A 13,918-nucleotide genomic window follows, 5' to 3' on the forward strand; every position below is an offset into this window, starting at 1 on the left:
CGGAACTTTCACAACTCTTGGATTGCGCTGCGCGAGGCGACTCAGTTAATATTTGTCTAGTTGTATATTAATCATAGACAACTTTGCCAAGAGGCCTAGACAAATGAATACCACTTTTTCCGGAGAGGACCGCAAGGTCTGGATGAGCCTGTTGGCTTCGGCTGATGAGGCCCGGCTGACTGAACTATGGCAGGATTGCGGAGAAAATCCCGTGTGCGCATTCCTGCGGGCACCTGAGGCAGGCGGCGTCATGGTGCGCGGCCGCATGGGCGGCACCGGAGCGCCTTTCAACCTGGGTGAGATGACAGTCACCCGCTGTGCGCTGTCGCTGGAGGACGGCACAGTCGGCCACGGTTATGTGCAGGGCCGGAGCAAGGCCAAGGCCGAAATCGCGGCGAAGATCGACGCTCTGATGCAGACTAGCGCAGCAGGCGCCGTGCGCGAGACGGTGCTGGCGCCACTGGCAGAGGAGCGGCAGGCGCAGAAAGAGGCGCGCGCGGCCAAGGCAGCAGCAACCAAGGTCGAGTTTTTCACCATGGTGCGTGGAGAGGATTGATGAGTTCGCAGAGCCATAATGCCGTCTACGCGGGCGGTTTCACCAATCCGCCTGTGGATGCAGCGCATGCGTTTCGCGCCGCGATGAACGCGATGGCACACCCCGGCCAGATCCAGGACATCGCCGGTGCTCTCCCGCCCGGCGGCATCTCTGCCGCTGCGGGCAGCCTGCTGCTGACACTTTGCGATGCGGAAACCGGAGTATTCCTGGCGCCGGAAACCGACAGCAAAGCCCTGCGCGGCTGGCTTGCCTTCCACACCGGCGCGCGGCTTGTTCCTGCAGAACAGGCGGACTTTGCTCTTGGCGGCTGGGAGGAGCTGATGCCGCTTTCCCGCTTTCGCAACGGAACGCCGGAATACCCTGACCGTTCGGCAACGATGATTGCCGAGGTGGCGGGCTTTGATGCGCCGAATGCGCAGCTGCGAGGTCCTGGCATCAAGGACACGGCCCGAATGCAGCTGCCCGAGCTGGCGGCGTTCCAAAACAACGCCGCGCTTTATCCTCTGGGTTTGGATTTCTTCTTTACAGCGGGGCCGCAGGTGGCTGCGCTGCCGCGCTCGACCCAAGTCACTGAGGAGGCCTGAGCCCATGTATGTTGCAGTCAAAGGCGGCGAGCGCGCCATTGAAAACGCTCATGCCTGGCTGGCCGAGGAGCGTCGCGGCGACATGGATGTGTCCGAGCTGTCACTCGCCCAGATCCGCGAGCAACTGAGCTTAGCGGTGAACCGGGTGATGGCGGAAGGGTCGCTTTATGATCCGGACCTGGCGGCGCTGGCGATCAAGCAGTCGCGCGGCGATCTGATCGAGGCAATTTTTCTGATCCGCGCCTACCGCACCACCTTGCCGAGGTTCGGCTGCTCGCAAGCGGTGAAAACCGGTGACATGGCCTGCGACCGCCGGATTTCGGCGACCTTCAAGGACGCGCCGGGCGGGCAGGTTCTGGGACCGACGTTCGATTACACACACCGTCTGCTGGACTTCAAACTGGCCGCCGAGGGCGAAGTGCCCGACGCACCGGTTGCGAAGCCGCGCAAGGAAGCTACACCGCACATCACCGAGTTCCTGCAGGGCGAAGACATCATTGAACGCGAGCCTGTTTCGGACGCGGTTCCGGGCGATCTGACTCGTGAACCGATTTCCTTTCCAGCCGGGCGGGCAGTGCGGCTGCAGTCTCTGACCCGCGGGGATGAGGGGTTCATCCTGGGCATGGCCTATTCCACCCAGCGCGGCTATGCGCGCAACCACGCCTTTGTCGGTGAGCTGCGCATTGGCAAAGTGCCGGTGGAGATGGAGATCCCGGAACTGGGTTTTGCCATTGAGATCGGCGAGGTGGAGCTGACCGAATGCGAGACGGTGAACCAGTTCAAAGGCTCCAAAACTGTGCCGCCGCAGTTCACCCGCGGCTATGGGCTGGTCTTTGGCCAGTCAGAGCGCAAATCCATCGCCATGGCGCTGGTCGACCGCGCACTGCGCTGGGAGGAGCTGGGCGAGGACAATTTGGGTGCGCCTGCGCAGGACGAGGAATTTGTTCTGAGCCATGCAGACAACATTCAGGCCACAGGGTTTCTGGAGCATATCAAATTGCCGCATTACGTGGATTTCCAGTCTGAGCTGGAACTGGTCCGCAAACTGCGCCGCGAGGCGGGGGAGTTGTCCGAGACGCTGGCGGCACGGGAGGCGGCGCAGTGAGTTTAGTCGCCACCCCCTCCGCCATCGCCGCCTGTATCGCTCCATCCGCCGTCTGCCGCTCCCCCTTTGTCGGAATGCCAGTCACCTCCCGGCTGGTCAGGGCGCTGATCCGAGCGGCGTTCCCTTCCGTCGAAATCGGTCCAGATCCAAACGCCGGTTTCGTCTTGGCGCAGGCTCTTGCGCCGTTGCCGCCGTTTTGGAGTGTTATGGCGTATGAGCGAAATCATCATCATGGCGACAGCACCGCCAATGATGAGGACCGCACCAAAAATTGCGTCGTTCAAATTTTCGCCTTTCTAAATGCGAGTATCTAAATGTCTGACTACAATTTTGCATATCTCGATGAACAGACCAAGCGGATGATCCGCCGGGCGATCCTGAAAGGCCTTGCGGTGCCGGGCTATCAAGTGCCTTTTGCCAGCCGCGAAATGCCGATGCCCTATGGCTGGGGCACCGGCGGCGTGCAGGTTTCCGCCGCCACGCTGACCCCGGATGATACGCTGAAAGTGATCGACCAGGGCGCGGATGACACCACCAATGCAGTGTCGATCCGCAAGTTTTTCGAGAAGACAGCGGGTGTGGAGACCACCGAGAAAACCGAAAAGGCCAGCGTCATCCAGACCCGCCACCGGATCCCCGAGGCAGAGCTGAATGAAGACCAGATCCTGGTCTACCAGGTACCGATCCCGGAGCCGCTGCGGTTTCTGGAGCCGCGCGAAACTGAGACCCGGAAGATGCACGCGCTTCAAGAATACGGGCTGATGCATGTGAAGCTATATGAAGACATCAGCCAGCATGGCGCCATCGCCACCGCTTATGCCTACCCGGTCAAGGTGGAAGGGCGCTATGTGATGGATCCTTCGCCGATCCCCAAATTCGACAACCCCAAGATGGAGATGGCGGCCATCCAGCTGTTCGGCGCAGGCCGCGAGCAGCGCATCTACGCGGTGCCGCCCTATACCCAGGTCGTCTCGCTGGATTTCGAGGACTACCCGTTTGAGGCCAGCAAGGCCGAGCAGGCCTGCGACCTGTGCGGCTCCGAGCACAGCTATCTGGATGAGGTGATCCTGGATGATGCGGGCAACCGGATGTTCGTCTGCTCTGACACGGACTATTGCCGTTCGCGGCGCGAGGCGGGCCATACCGGCCGCCTGAGTGAGGAGGCCGCGTGATGACCCCGTTGCTGCAAGTGAAAAATGTCGCCAAGATGTATGGCGCACGGATCGGCTGCACGGATGTAAGCTTTGATCTGTTTCCCGGAGAGGTGATGGGAATCGTGGGCGAGAGCGGGTCGGGAAAGTCGACCCTGCTGAACAGCCTTGCAGGCCATCTGGAGCCGGACCGGGGCGAGGTGATTTTTGACACCCGTGCGGATGGGCCGGTTGATACCGTCACCATGTCCGAGCCGGAACGCCGTATGCTGAGCCGCACCGACTGGGCCTTTGTCCATCAGAACGCCCGGGATGGCCTGCGCATGTCCGTGTCTGCCGGCGGCAACATCGGCGAGCGGCTGATGGCCGTGGGCGGCCGCCACTATGGTTCGATCCGTGAACGTGCCGCCGACTGGCTGGGCCGGGTTGAGATCAGCGAAAACCGGATAGATGACCGGCCTTCGGCCTTCTCCGGCGGGATGCAGCAGCGGCTGCAGATCGCCCGCAATCTGGTGACCGGCCCGCGGCTAGTTTTCATGGACGAGCCGACCGGTGGTCTGGATGTCTCTGTCCAGGCGCGTCTGTTGGACCTGCTGCGCGGGCTGGTGCGGGAAATGGGGCTGAGCGCCATCATCGTCACCCACGATCTGGCCGTGGTGCGCCTCTTGGCAGACCGGTTGATGGTAATGAAGGACGGCCATGTGGTGGAATCCGGGCTGACCGACCAGGTGCTGGACGATCCCCAGCACGCTTATACCCAGCTGCTGGTCTCCAGCGTGCTGCAAGTCTGAGGGCAGGGCGATGATTGAACTGACCAATGTGAGCAAGAGCTTCACCCTGCACAACCAGGGCAGCGCGGTGATCCCGGTAATGGAAAACGCCACGCTCAGCGTTCAGCCCGGTGAATGCGTTGGCCTGACCGGGGCGTCCGGTGCAGGTAAATCCACCCTGATGCGGGTAATCTACGGCAACTATCTGGCGGCATCCGGCAGCGTGATGGTGGGGGACGTGGATGTGGCCAAGGCCGAGCCTCGCGAGGTCCTGGCGCTGCGGCGTGAGACCTTGGGTTATGTCAGCCAGTTCCTGCGTGTTGTGCCGCGGGTGCCGGCGCTCGACGTGGTGGCAGAGCCGCTGCTGGCCGTCGGCGCGCCAGTGGAGCAGGCCCGCGATAAGGCGGCCTCGCTGCTGGCGCAGCTCAATATCCCGGAGCGGTTGTGGAGCCTCAGCCCTACCACATTCTCGGGCGGAGAGCAGCAGCGGGTGAACATCGCCCGCGGCTTTGCCTACGGCTATCCGGCGCTGCTGCTGGACGAGCCGACGGCCAGCCTGGATGCGCAGAACCGCGCAACCGTTCTGAGCTTGATCGAAGGCGCCAAGGGCCGGGGGGCGGCGATTATCGGTATTTTCCACGATGAGGCGGCGCGCCAGCAGGTTTGCGACCGGTTCGTGGATGTGTCGGGCTTTGCGCCCAAGGCGGCAGCATGAGTGGGCCGGCTGGCAAAGGTCCCGTCATTGCCGTGGTCGGGCCATCCGGGGCGGGCAAGGACAGCCTGATGTCTGCCCTGGCGGTCTCCGGCCCGCAACTGCGGCTGATGCGCCGGGTGATCACCCGCGTACCGGACGCGGGCGGGGAGGACTACCAAGCGGTCACAGAGGCCGAATTTTCTACCCTTGCAGAAAAGGGCGTCTTTGCCTTGCATTGGCAAGCGCATGGGTTGCACTACGGCATTCCCCGCGACATCGGTAAGCTGCGCGAGGGCTCGGGCGGGGTGCTGGTGAACCTCTCCCGCGCTGTGCTGCTGGAAGCACAGGAAGTATTCGGCGACTTCATTGTGCTGTCGGTGACGGCGCGGCCGGAGGTGCTGTCAGAACGGCTCATTGCCCGAGGGCGGGAGGACTCTGATGAAGTTCGGCGCCGTCTGGCGCGGGCAGTCAATCCGCTGCCGGAAGGGCTGAATTGGGTTTATGAAATCGACAACAGCGGTGCGCTCAGCACGGCGGTGAACTCTGCGCTGGCCGCCCTTCAGCCGGAAAGGGCGTAGCGGTGGATCAGGTGGAATCTGCCGTCCGGCGCCTCGCCCATCAGAGCCAGGTCGGTGATCATGATGGGTGCGGGCAAGAGCGGGATCAGGTGCTTCTCCAGCGCAGCCTCGACCGCGGGCAGCTTCGGCTTGGGCAGCCTGCCGGTGAGCGTGATGTGAAAGCGGAATTGATCCAGCACATAAGGGTAGCCCCAACGGATGAGGTTTTCGTCCTGTTCAGGCGTCAGCCCGGCAGCCCGGCGGCGTTCCAGGTCGGCCTCGGTTGCAGGCGCGCGGAAGCTGTCCAGCCCGTTCACGCAAGCCGCCGCCAGTGCGTTCAGCGCAGCGTGATCCCCGGTTGGGCGCAGCGCCAGAAACCGCCCCAGACGCGCCAGGTGCAAACCGTCCAGCGTGACCGGCATTTGCGAAGCGGCCAGAGCGGCGCAGGCATCTTCAAGCGCGGCTTGCGTCCGGCCTTCGGCAAGGCGCATTGGCGGTTTCATGGTGGCGTGCAGCCCGTATCTGCGAGGCACGTCCGTGATTGCCGCAACATCCAGCCCAGCCACCGCCGGATGCGGCAGCCCGCGGCCTGCTTCCATGTCCCAGCCCAGCCAGCTGGTTCCAAACCGGCTCCATTCCGCGCAGGCGGGCGGGGCGTAATAGATCGCGTATCGCGTGAATGTCACATTGGCCTCCTAAACGTGGCCTTCCATAGCTCGAAAGATGTGAAGTTCAGATGACAGATGAATTGATCCTTGCCAATGCTCTGCTGGTGCTGCCGGACGAGATCCGCACCGGGAGCGTGAAAATCGCGGACGGCCGGATCGCGGATATCGCGGATGGCAGCACGGTTCTTCCGGGGGCGGTTGACTGCGAGGGCGATTTTGTTTGCCCTGGGCTGGTGGAGCTGCACACCGACAATCTGGAGCGCCACATCCAGCCGCGCCCCAAGGTCGACTGGCCGCATGCCAGCGCGATCCTTGCCCACGATGCCGAACTTGCGGGAACCGGCATCACCACTGTGTTTGACGCGATGCGTGTCGGGTCAATCAGCCGCCGGGAAAGCCGCTATGGCGCATATGCCCGGCAGCTGGCATCCGAGCTTCTAGAGTTGCGCGCGGCGGATGTCCTTAAGATCTCGCATTTCCTGCATCTGCGGGCAGAGGTCTGTTCCGATACTCTGCTGGAGGAACTAAACGGTTTTGGGGAAGCCGACCGGGTCGGGCTTTTGTCGCTGATGGACCATACGCCTGGCCAGCGGCAGTTCCGGGACCTCAGCAAACTGAAGGGGTATTTGAAGGGCAAGCACGGGTTTGATGATAGGGCCTTTGAAGCTCATGTCATGCATCTCAAGGAACTGCGGCAGGCCTTCGGGGAGCGCCATGAGGCAGAAGCCGTCAAGGCGGCCAGGCAGTTTGGCGCGGTGCTGGCCAGCCATGACGATACCACTGCAGAGCAGGTGGCGGTTTCGGCAGGCCACGGCATTCAACTGGCAGAGTTCCCAACTACGGTGGAGGCCGCGCAGGCCTGCCGTGCCCATGGCATCAAGGTGATGATGGGGGCGCCGAACCTGATCCGCGGCGGCTCTCACTCCGGCAATGTCGCGGCGCAGCAGCTGGCGGAACTCGAGCTTCTGGACATCCTGTCGTCTGATTATGTTCCCGCCGCGCTGCTGATGGCAGCGGTCAGGCTGGGCAACCTGTGGGGGGATATGGCGCGGGGGCTGGGCACGGTGACCCATGTGCCGGCCGATGCGGTGGGGCTTGGAGACCGCGGGCGGCTGGAAACCGGCAAACGTGCCGATTTGGTCCGGTTCCGTGTGGCCGAGGGGACTCCTGCCGTGCGCGGTGTCTGGTCGCGCGGATCGCGGGTAGCCTGACCGTTGCTGCGGCAGAGGGTGGAAGCGCCCGCCTGCTTGGGGCGGGGGCGTACGCTGCCCGGCCGGGGGCCGGCCGGGACCCGGCTCAGCCTGCCCGGTAGAACATGTAACGGCCCGGCGGAATACCTTCGGGACCATCCAGCTCTACGAAGCCAGCTAGCGGCTGGCCCGAGACGATGATTCCGCCCGGTGCCATGACCTGGGCAATCATCGGCGAAAGCGCGGCCGCTTCGGCGACGTCCTTTTCCTTGACCCCGAAACCGAAGTCATAATGGGCCAGCGCAATCCGGCGGCCTTCGGCAGCGAGCCTTTCAAGCATCGGTTTGGCCTCGCCTTGCAAAAAGTCCTGTTCTGGCGGAACGCAGGAAGGATGGCATTGCAGCACCCGGTCGATCACCCAGATCCGGCGATGTGCCAGAATCTCGCGCAGGTGATCATAGGTGCGGCCGTTGCCCAGCCCCATGTCCAGCACGTCGCCGTCCAGCGCACTGATCTGATCCGCGGCCCAGTTCAGCCCGTCGCGCTGGGCGGTCAGCCGGCGCAGCATGGAATCCAGACGGCTCATTCAGGACATCCTTTCATCGTAGATCCAGGCCTCCGCCGGGCCATCAAGAAGACGCTTGGCAAGCGCTGCGGTAAAGCTCCAGACGGCTTCGTCATGCACCAGATGGTGGGTGAGCAGCCCGTAGGGTTCGGTATTGTCCGTATCCCCGAGGCGGCGGTCGCGCAGCTGGCGTGCCACCTGCGCTGTCAGCTGATCCGGCGGCAGCAGCCGGCGGCCGCCCTTCCAGTCGATCGGGTCCAAATGGGTGTTCACACGCAGCAGCCCAGGCGCGGGCTTTGCAGCCTTGCGTGGCGTAAAAGTAGACACTGCTGTATACCCGGCGCCAGCCAGCCAGGTCAGCATTTCGGGTGAAACCCGGTTCCAGGGTGGCACAAACATGGGCCGCAGGCTGCTGCCGAACATCTCCTGTAAGGCGGTCAGCCCCCGCTCGGCGTCGTCCAGCAGCTCCTCCAGCGGGCGGTGAGCGCCGAATTCGGCCTTCTTCTCGCCCGCCGGGGCGTGGTTCTGGTGGGCCCAGCCATGAACCACTGGTATCAGTTGCGGGTTGCCTGCAACAAACCTGGCAAGGTCAGGTGTGGCGCCCTGCGGAATCACCGCCAGATGCACGGGCAGGTCAAGCGAGGTTGAGAGTTCCGCCAGCTTGTCCAGCTCAGAGGACTGGGACATGGCGTCATCGTCGCGCCACCAAAGGGGCAGCGTCAATCCCGACTCCTGCCAATGCTCCAGTTCCCGGTCCAACCCGCTCCAATCCGGTGTCATCCGCGCCCTCCCGCAAGCTCTGCGGCAATCTCCACACTCCGGGCGGCCCCGTCAAACCTGAAACCGCCCGCCAGCCGCGGCGGAGCCTGCATTGCCGCCTTGACCGCAGCGCATAGCGTTTCCGGGGAAAGGTCAGCAGTCCTAACAACCTCGATGCCGTTCAATGGCATAAGGCTGGCTGCACGCAGGCTTTGTTCTGTTTCGTTTCCTGCGTCGAACGGCACCAGAACGGCGGGCGTGCCGGCCTGCAAAAGGTCAAGTGCGGTGTTGTAGCCGCACATGCTGACGGAGGCGGCGGCATGAGACAGCATTTGACGGAAGTCCTTGCGCGCAGGCTCCAGCACAGCTGGGGATCCGGTCCGGGCGAACGTCTCGATGCGGTGGGATGCGTCGGACCCGCCCACCAACAGCCGCCAAGGCGTGCCGGGCATCAGCCTGGCGGCCTCAAGGGCTGTGCGGTACAGCGGCGCGCCGACGCTGCCGCCGCCGGCACTGACCAGGATTTCGCCTGTGCCTGCCCTCTGCGGGTGCCGGCCTGCGGCAGGGGGGGCTACGTAGCCGGTATAGCGAAGCTTGCCCGCCAGCATGCCGGAGACGGGCCAGCTAGCTTCCAGCCGGGTCGCGGCAGGATCGGAGTGAACCAGCACCGCGTCGTAATATTGGGCGATGACCGCGTCTGCCTTTTCCGCCTTCTCCGGTTTTGAAGGGGGGGCGAGGATGTCCCGGATAGAAGACAAGACCACCGGCCGCCGCGGCAACGTGCTGGCCGCCTGCAGCAGGGCAAGAAATTCTTTGCGCAGAGAGCGGCGCCCGAAAGGGTAGAGTTCCGTGAGCAGAACATCCGGCTGCAAGGCATGCAGCACGGCAACCAGGGCGGACTGGCGGTGGGCCAGATAGGCCTCATCTGCAAGCGTTCCATCTTCTGCCAGCAGCCTAGTGAAATTCACCCCGTCTGAACGCAAGGGCGGCAGCTGGATCACCTCGACATCCCCGGCATGGAGCTGTGGCGCCGGGAAGCCGCCGGAAACGACCTGCACCTTGTGTCCCGCGGCAAGGAAGGCCCGAGCCAGGGTCAAAGCACGGGACAGGTGGCCTGTTCCCAGCAAATGTGTGACGGCAATCAGGACTTTCATGGAGCACCCCTGCGCAGCAGCCGCACCGGTTCCGGCCACGGCGTGATGCGGGTGCCTTCAAGTTCCACAACAAAAAACCGGTTCCGTTTGATGCGGAAGGGGGCAGGGCCGTCAAAGTTCCAGCCATGCGCCCGTGCCAGTATCATTCGCATGATGCCGATGTGGCAGACGGCAATGGCGTCCTGCGTCAGATCGTGCAGCCAGGGCGCGATCCGGTCCCAGACTTCTGCCGGGGTCTCGCCGCCGGGCGGGCGGTAATCCCAGCCCCAGTCTTCGATATCGCGAAAGCCGCTGACGGGGTCTGCCTTCAGCTCCATGCCATGCAGCCCTTCCCAATCGCCCCAGTTCATTTCCGTCAATTCGGGTGCAGTGCGCGCCGGGCGTTCAGCAACAAGTTCTGCGGTTTCCGCCGCACGCATCAACGGACTGGACCAAAGCTCTGCCTGCTGCCAGCTGCCGGGCAGGGCATAGCCGCGCAGCTCTGCCCGGGCCGCATCATCCAGCGGTATATCGCTGCGGCCCTGAATACGGCCGGCGCGGTTCCAGGCGGTGTGGCCGTGGCGCAGGAGAGCGAGGCGGATCATGCAGAGCGGTCCATTAGCGGCAAAACGGTGTTCCAGAAGGTCCGGGCAGCAGCAGGTGAAAGATGGTGGTTCGATATGAAGTCGCGGGCATTCCCGGCAGTCTCGGCGCGCAGGCCAGGGTTTGCAAGCAGCCTGGCGGTAAACGATGCGAGCGCGCGCGGCCCGGCTTCCGGTGCGGGATAAGTCCCGGGCAGCAGCACATCCCGTACGCCGGGCCGGTCCTGAGCGGCTACAGGCAGCCCATGTGCCTGGGCTTCCAGATAAACCATGCCAAATGCCTCATTGACGCCTGGCCACAAAAACAGGCCCGCACGTGAGTAGGCGGTTTCCAAGTCGGCGCGGCTGAGCTGACCTAGGAAGCGGACCCTGTCCGCGAAGGGGGTCATCAATGCCTCGACCTCCGTCCGGGCCGGGCCATCGCCTGCGATATCCAGGCGCCAATCACCAGGCAGAAGCGCAAGTGTTTGCGCGATGATGCCGTAAGAGGCCAGCTTGTCGCCGGCGCGCATCATGCCGGCTGCCAGCATGGGGCCGTCCAGAGATGACAGCTCAGGCAGGCCGTCAAGCGGCAGGAAGGGGGCAAGGCGGGCAATGATCTGGCTGCCGCAGCGGTCACGATCCAGCGCGAAGCGGTCCTGTTCGGTAAAGTGGAAGATCGCATCGGCAGCGTCCGCGGCAGCATGAGCAGCCTTGGCGAAGCCAGCCCATGGGCCGGTCAACCGTTTCTTGGCGCGGGTGGATTCGATTTGCACATACGGAATGCCGCGGTTGCGAGCCACTGCGGGGCCGATCAGGTCGGGAGCCTTGTAGTAATTGTGGTATGTGACCCAGATATCCGTATCCGGCATCTGAGAGGACAGGCGGGCTGCTTCGGCTTCTGCCTTTGCATGCAGGGCAGATTGCTGCGCCCCGTCCCCCTGTTTGTCATAGCTCCGCAGCTCTGACACCAGTTGGACCCTGGCGCCGCTGGATTTGAGCAGGGCAATCAGATTGCGCGCTATCTCGCGGTCGCCAGAAGGGACAGGGTGGTGCGGCGGCTTCATTGGCGCATAGAAGGCAACCCGCTTTCCGGCTCCTGACTGCATGGCGGTCAGCTGCCCGTCAGCATAGCATTCAGCCGCATGGAAAGCTGAGCAATGCCAGGATCCATCCCGAAGTCGCTGCGCAAGCGGGTGAGAGCAGCCTGAGCCATTTCCGCCAGCTTCTGCGGCTGCCGGGCAGCGTACAGCAGGCTTTCTGCCAGAGCTTCCGGGCTGTCTTGGCTCAGCAGCCCATGTACGCCATGGTCAATGAACTCCGGAATCGCAGAGACAGGGGTCGACAGGATCGGCAGGGCCTGCGAGGCCGCCTCCATCAGTACGTTCGGAAGCCCGTCGCGATCGCCATCCGCGGCCACCCGGCTCGGCAGCACGAACAGATCGGATGAGCGCATGGCTTCGATTACCTCAGGCTGATCGCAGGCGCCGCGCCAGGTGATGCGGTCAGCGATGCCTGCATCTTCCGCTGTGTCCTGTAGCAATTCACCCAGCCCGCCACCGCCGATATGGGTCCAGTGCCAGTCGAGGGTTGCAGGCAGCAAGGCCAGCGCGGCAATTAAGCGGTCGAATCCTTTCTTTTCAACCAGGCGTCCGACAGACATGAAGTGAACCGGATCCTGCGGGCAGCGTGGGCGGCGTTCCGGCGGTGCTGGAAAGCGGTTCAGGTCCAGCCCGTGATAGACTAAATCGACCCGCTCCGGAGTGTCCGCCAATTCCTTCAGATGCCTGGCGCCGAACCCGGTGCAGGTTGCGCCGAACGCGGCGCCGTGGCTGGCTGCAGCGAGCTTTTCCTTCAGCTCCCAATCTGGCGAGGTCCAGATGTCCTTGGCATGGGCCGAAAAGCTCCAGGGCAGGCCCCGCATGATTGCGGCGTAACGCGCGACAGAGGAAGGCGTGTGCAGGAAATGCGCGTAGAGACCCAGCACTTCGTCCGGCATCTCAGCCGCCAGAACACAGGCCTGGCCGAATCGCCGGATACGGTTGGGTGTTTGGTCGCGACGCAGGTCGGCGCGCCAGGTCCGGTAAGCGTCACCGTAGCCGGGCAGCTGCCGTGCAAGTGCGCGGGCGCGCCACACCCGGTCCGGTTCTTCATACAGATACTCCGGCAGATAGTTTACCCGCGCGTTCAGCTGCATATGCAACGGATGGCGTTTGATGTCGGTCGGGTGGCGCAGGGACCAGATTTCAAAGGTATGGCCGGCGGCCTCAAGGGCGACCAGCTCCTGTGCGATGAAAGTCTCGGACAGCCGCGGCCAGCCCTTGACTACCACCACCAGCGGCGGGCGGGCAGCGTTCATTCAGCAGCCTCATTGCGGGGATCGTGAAGCAGTGCATCAACGCGCCGAGTCACATAGTCCAGCCCGTCCAGAAGCCCTTCGGAACCGGCAGCAGACGGCGGCGGCTGGGTTTCCAGCGCGCGGATTGCCTTGGCCAGCGCTGGCGCGGTCCAGCCATCGCGGGACTCGTCCAGCATGGTCGTGAGGCCGATCTCCTCCGCCCGGCTGGCCCGGATCCATTGTTCCAGCCGCGGCGTTGTACGGGGCACGATCACCGCGGGTTTGTCAAAGGACAACACCTCGCAGAATGTGTTGTAGCCTCCCATGCAGACAACGCCTTGGGCGCCGGCAAAGAGCGTTTCGATCTGCGATTCAAAGCCAACTGCGGTGACGCGGCCATCCAGCCGGGCGACGCGCGCCTCAAAATCCTCGCGGGTTTCGCCGGACAGGAAGGGGCCGTAAACCAGCACTGCCCGCGGCGAAAGATCCGGATCGGCTTCATAGGCTGACAGAACCAGGTCCACCATCATCTCGCCATCGCCGCCGCCGCCGGGAGTAACCAGCAGGTATGGCTGCTCCGGCGGCTCCCCCACCTGGCCCAAATCGCGGCGCAGGTACCCGGTCCAGTGCATGCGGGCCTGCATCTCAGGCGTGAAGGGCAGCCCGGCAGTGGGGTCATAAACCGAACGCGGCCCGTAGACCCAGATCTCGTCATAGAAATCGCGGGTGGCCTCGACCGCGTGCTTGCGCTCCCATTCCGCAGCCAGCACTTCCGGCTCATCCAGCACGTCGCGCAAGCCCAGGACCATTTTACAGCGCCCGCGCGATTTCAGCAGGTCCAGTGCGGGCATCAGTTCGCCGCGAAAACCGGTCGGCTCCTTGTCGGCGACCAGAACATCGGGATCGTACTGCTCCACCGTCGAGCGGATCAGCGCTGCACGCAGGTCAGCGGTTTCCTCGATGCTCATACCCATGGTGCGCGAAGCATAGGATCCGTCCGAGCGTTTGATAACCCCGGGCAGGCGGACATGGTCAACCCGTGTCGGAAAGGAGAACCGCCCAGCCACAGGAGAGCCTGTCAGGATAAGGGCGGAGGCATCCGGATCGGCAGCTGTGATTGCACCTGCCAGCGCCCGGGAGCGCCGCAAATGGCCCAGGCCGAATGTATCGTGGCTGTAAAACATGATCCGAAGGCCACGCGCTGCGGATCCGGAGTGTGCCTGTGATGCGTTTGATACCGTCATTGCCATGCCTGGACGTTTTGCGC

General features: G+C 63.7%; 17 protein-coding genes. 9 read left to right on the forward strand and 8 right to left on the reverse strand.

Going from position 1 to position 13,918, the window contains the following annotated elements; translation table 11 throughout:
- Positions 1 to 103 precede the first annotated feature (103 nt).
- From phnG to phnN, 8 genes are read left to right on the forward strand one after another with little or no spacing between them, the layout of a single operon-like run.
- Positions 104 to 556, forward strand: a complete 453-nt coding sequence (phnG, locus tag ACXAEK_RS08475; RefSeq protein ID WP_475041167.1) for a phosphonate C-P lyase system protein PhnG — start codon at positions 104 to 106, stop codon at positions 554 to 556.
- A complete protein-coding gene (phnH, locus tag ACXAEK_RS08480; protein WP_475041169.1) occupies positions 556 to 1,140 on the forward strand; it encodes a phosphonate C-P lyase system protein PhnH in 585 nt (194 codons plus the stop codon). The genes phnG and phnH overlap by 1 nt, the downstream gene beginning before the upstream one ends.
- A gap of 4 nt (positions 1,141 to 1,144) precedes the next feature.
- A complete protein-coding gene (locus ACXAEK_RS08485) occupies positions 1,145 to 2,245 on the forward strand; it encodes a carbon-phosphorus lyase complex subunit (RefSeq protein ID WP_475041170.1) in 1,101 nt (366 codons plus the stop codon).
- Complete coding sequence (locus tag ACXAEK_RS08490; RefSeq protein ID WP_475041171.1) at positions 2,242 to 2,559, forward strand: hypothetical protein; 318 nt, start codon at positions 2,242 to 2,244, stop codon at positions 2,557 to 2,559. Before ACXAEK_RS08485 ends, ACXAEK_RS08490 begins: the two co-directional genes overlap by 4 nt.
- On the forward strand, positions 2,560 to 3,417 hold the full coding sequence (locus ACXAEK_RS08495; RefSeq protein ID WP_475041173.1) for an alpha-D-ribose 1-methylphosphonate 5-phosphate C-P-lyase PhnJ: 858 nt from the start codon (positions 2,560 to 2,562) through the stop codon (positions 3,415 to 3,417).
- Complete coding sequence (gene phnK, locus ACXAEK_RS08500; RefSeq protein WP_475041174.1) at positions 3,417 to 4,187, forward strand: phosphonate C-P lyase system protein PhnK; 771 nt, start codon at positions 3,417 to 3,419, stop codon at positions 4,185 to 4,187. The genes ACXAEK_RS08495 and phnK overlap by 1 nt, the downstream gene beginning before the upstream one ends.
- 10 nt (positions 4,188 to 4,197) lie before the next feature.
- Positions 4,198 to 4,881, forward strand: coding sequence for a phosphonate C-P lyase system protein PhnL (gene phnL, locus ACXAEK_RS08505; RefSeq protein ID WP_475041175.1), 684 nt, complete (start codon positions 4,198 to 4,200; stop codon positions 4,879 to 4,881).
- The gene (gene phnN / locus ACXAEK_RS08510; RefSeq protein ID WP_475041176.1) at positions 4,878 to 5,438 is read left to right on the forward strand and encodes a phosphonate metabolism protein/1,5-bisphosphokinase (PRPP-forming) PhnN; all 561 of its coding nucleotides are present in this window, start codon (positions 4,878 to 4,880) and stop codon (positions 5,436 to 5,438) included. Before phnL ends, phnN begins: the two co-directional genes overlap by 4 nt.
- On the opposite strand, the gene ACXAEK_RS08515 is transcribed toward phnN, so the two are convergent.
- Entirely contained in the window at positions 5,420 to 6,103 is a 684-nt protein-coding gene (locus tag ACXAEK_RS08515; RefSeq protein WP_475041178.1) for a DUF1045 domain-containing protein, read from the reverse strand. The genes phnN and ACXAEK_RS08515 overlap by 19 nt on opposite strands.
- 50 nt (positions 6,104 to 6,153) lie before the next feature.
- On the opposite strand from ACXAEK_RS08515, the gene ACXAEK_RS08520 reads away from it, so the two are divergent.
- Positions 6,154 to 7,296, forward strand: a complete 1,143-nt coding sequence (locus tag ACXAEK_RS08520; protein ID WP_475041179.1) for an alpha-D-ribose 1-methylphosphonate 5-triphosphate diphosphatase — start codon at positions 6,154 to 6,156, stop codon at positions 7,294 to 7,296.
- 85 nt (positions 7,297 to 7,381) lie between these two features.
- Here the strand turns inward: ACXAEK_RS08520 and ACXAEK_RS08525 are convergent, their stop codons facing one another.
- The 7 genes from ACXAEK_RS08525 to ACXAEK_RS08555 are packed head-to-tail and all read right to left on the reverse strand — an operon-like array spanning position 7,382 to position 13,901.
- Positions 7,382 to 7,861 (reverse strand): class I SAM-dependent methyltransferase, encoded by a 480-nt coding sequence (locus ACXAEK_RS08525; RefSeq protein ID WP_475041181.1) that lies wholly within the window; start codon positions 7,859 to 7,861, stop codon positions 7,382 to 7,384.
- Positions 7,862 to 8,620 (reverse strand): polysaccharide deacetylase family protein, encoded by a 759-nt coding sequence (locus ACXAEK_RS08530; RefSeq protein WP_475041183.1) that lies wholly within the window; start codon positions 8,618 to 8,620, stop codon positions 7,862 to 7,864.
- Positions 8,617 to 9,753 (reverse strand): glycosyltransferase family protein, encoded by a 1,137-nt coding sequence (locus ACXAEK_RS08535; protein WP_475041184.1) that lies wholly within the window; start codon positions 9,751 to 9,753, stop codon positions 8,617 to 8,619. The genes ACXAEK_RS08530 and ACXAEK_RS08535 overlap by 4 nt, the downstream gene beginning before the upstream one ends.
- Positions 9,750 to 10,337 (reverse strand): histidine phosphatase family protein, encoded by a 588-nt coding sequence (locus ACXAEK_RS08540; protein WP_475041186.1) that lies wholly within the window; start codon positions 10,335 to 10,337, stop codon positions 9,750 to 9,752. The genes ACXAEK_RS08535 and ACXAEK_RS08540 overlap by 4 nt, the downstream gene beginning before the upstream one ends.
- Positions 10,334 to 11,422: a glycosyltransferase family 4 protein gene (locus ACXAEK_RS08545; protein ID WP_475041187.1), complete on the reverse strand. Its 1,089-nt coding sequence runs from the start codon at positions 11,420 to 11,422 to the stop codon at positions 10,334 to 10,336. Before ACXAEK_RS08545 ends, ACXAEK_RS08540 begins: the two co-directional genes overlap by 4 nt.
- A 5-nt stretch (positions 11,423 to 11,427) precedes the next feature.
- Positions 11,428 to 12,672, reverse strand: coding sequence for a glycosyltransferase (locus ACXAEK_RS08550; protein ID WP_475041189.1), 1,245 nt, complete (start codon positions 12,670 to 12,672; stop codon positions 11,428 to 11,430).
- Entirely contained in the window at positions 12,669 to 13,901 is a 1,233-nt protein-coding gene (locus ACXAEK_RS08555; RefSeq protein ID WP_475041190.1) for a glycosyltransferase family protein, read from the reverse strand. The genes ACXAEK_RS08550 and ACXAEK_RS08555 overlap by 4 nt, the downstream gene beginning before the upstream one ends.
- Positions 13,902 to 13,918 lie beyond the last annotated feature (17 nt).

This window comes from Leisingera sp. ABM4_101 (assembly GCF_056158725.1).

Bases quoted from the DNA above. Each gene is read 5' to 3' on its own strand.
- phnG (WP_475041167.1), top strand. From the start codon at position 104: ATGAATACCACTTTTTCCGGAGAGGACCGCAAGGTCTGGATGAGCCTG.
- phnH (WP_475041169.1), top strand. From the start codon at position 556: ATGAGTTCGCAGAGCCATAATGCCGTCTACGCGGGCGGTTTCACCAAT.
- ACXAEK_RS08485 (WP_475041170.1), top strand. From the start codon at position 1,145: ATGTATGTTGCAGTCAAAGGCGGCGAGCGCGCCATTGAAAACGCTCAT.
- ACXAEK_RS08495 (WP_475041173.1), top strand. From the start codon at position 2,560: ATGTCTGACTACAATTTTGCATATCTCGATGAACAGACCAAGCGGATG.
- phnK (WP_475041174.1), top strand. From the start codon at position 3,417: ATGACCCCGTTGCTGCAAGTGAAAAATGTCGCCAAGATGTATGGCGCA.
- phnL (WP_475041175.1), top strand. From the start codon at position 4,198: ATGATTGAACTGACCAATGTGAGCAAGAGCTTCACCCTGCACAACCAG.
- phnN (WP_475041176.1), top strand. From the start codon at position 4,878: ATGAGTGGGCCGGCTGGCAAAGGTCCCGTCATTGCCGTGGTCGGGCCA.
- ACXAEK_RS08520 (WP_475041179.1), top strand. From the start codon at position 6,154: ATGACAGATGAATTGATCCTTGCCAATGCTCTGCTGGTGCTGCCGGAC.
- ACXAEK_RS08525 (WP_475041181.1), bottom strand. From the start codon at position 7,861: ATGAGCCGTCTGGATTCCATGCTGCGCCGGCTGACCGCCCAGCGCGAC.
- ACXAEK_RS08530 (WP_475041183.1), bottom strand. From the start codon at position 8,620: ATGACACCGGATTGGAGCGGGTTGGACCGGGAACTGGAGCATTGGCAG.
- ACXAEK_RS08535 (WP_475041184.1), bottom strand. From the start codon at position 9,753: ATGAAAGTCCTGATTGCCGTCACACATTTGCTGGGAACAGGCCACCTG.
- ACXAEK_RS08540 (WP_475041186.1), bottom strand. From the start codon at position 10,337: ATGATCCGCCTCGCTCTCCTGCGCCACGGCCACACCGCCTGGAACCGC.
- ACXAEK_RS08545 (WP_475041187.1), bottom strand. From the start codon at position 11,422: ATGCAGTCAGGAGCCGGAAAGCGGGTTGCCTTCTATGCGCCAATGAAG.
- ACXAEK_RS08550 (WP_475041189.1), bottom strand. From the start codon at position 12,672: ATGAACGCTGCCCGCCCGCCGCTGGTGGTGGTAGTCAAGGGCTGGCCG.
- ACXAEK_RS08555 (WP_475041190.1), bottom strand. From the start codon at position 13,901: ATGGCAATGACGGTATCAAACGCATCACAGGCACACTCCGGATCCGCA.